The 442-nt window shown below is 60.4% G+C and carries 1 protein-coding gene; it reads right to left on the bottom strand.

All coding sequences use genetic code 11. From position 1 onward, the window contains the following. Positions 1 to 248: GFA family protein (locus EOA28_RS38220; protein ID WP_148671237.1), on the bottom strand; the 248-nt coding region annotated here is incomplete at its 3' end. Between the last annotated feature and the right edge of the window lie 194 nt (positions 249 to 442).

Raw genomic sequence — 442 nt, 5'->3', positions numbered from 1 at the left:
TTCCAGAACAGCAGCGAGCCGCAGATGCGGCAAAATCCGCGTCTGGCGACATCGGACGCGCCATACCAGCTGAGCACCTCGGCTCCCTCTATGTCGACATCGGCATCCTTGGCCGATGTCGCCGCGACGAAATGGCCGTTCTGCCTGCGGCATTGCGAGCAGTGGCAGTAGACGACACCGCGCAGGGCTCCCCTCGTCCTGAAGCGCACCGCTCCGCACAGGCATGCTCCGCTGTGTTTTTCCTCCATCCCGGTCTCCTTCGAATTCCTCTCGCGCTGGTGGCAGGATTCCAGTTTTGCGCCCGCCGGGCACCGGCAAATGCGACATCGGCGGGACGTGTTTCGCCCTGCACCTGCATAAGGGGCTATTACATCCTGAGGTAGAGAAAACCGTGCTGAAATCCGTCCTATTAAGGAAACTTTAGCGCGCTCGCATCTATGGT

The sequence above is a fragment of the Mesorhizobium sp. M2A.F.Ca.ET.067.02.1.1 genome, from assembly GCF_004023285.1.
Classification (GTDB): domain Bacteria; phylum Pseudomonadota; class Alphaproteobacteria; order Rhizobiales; family Rhizobiaceae; genus Mesorhizobium.
This window is presented reverse-complemented; position numbering and strand designations above follow the sequence as displayed.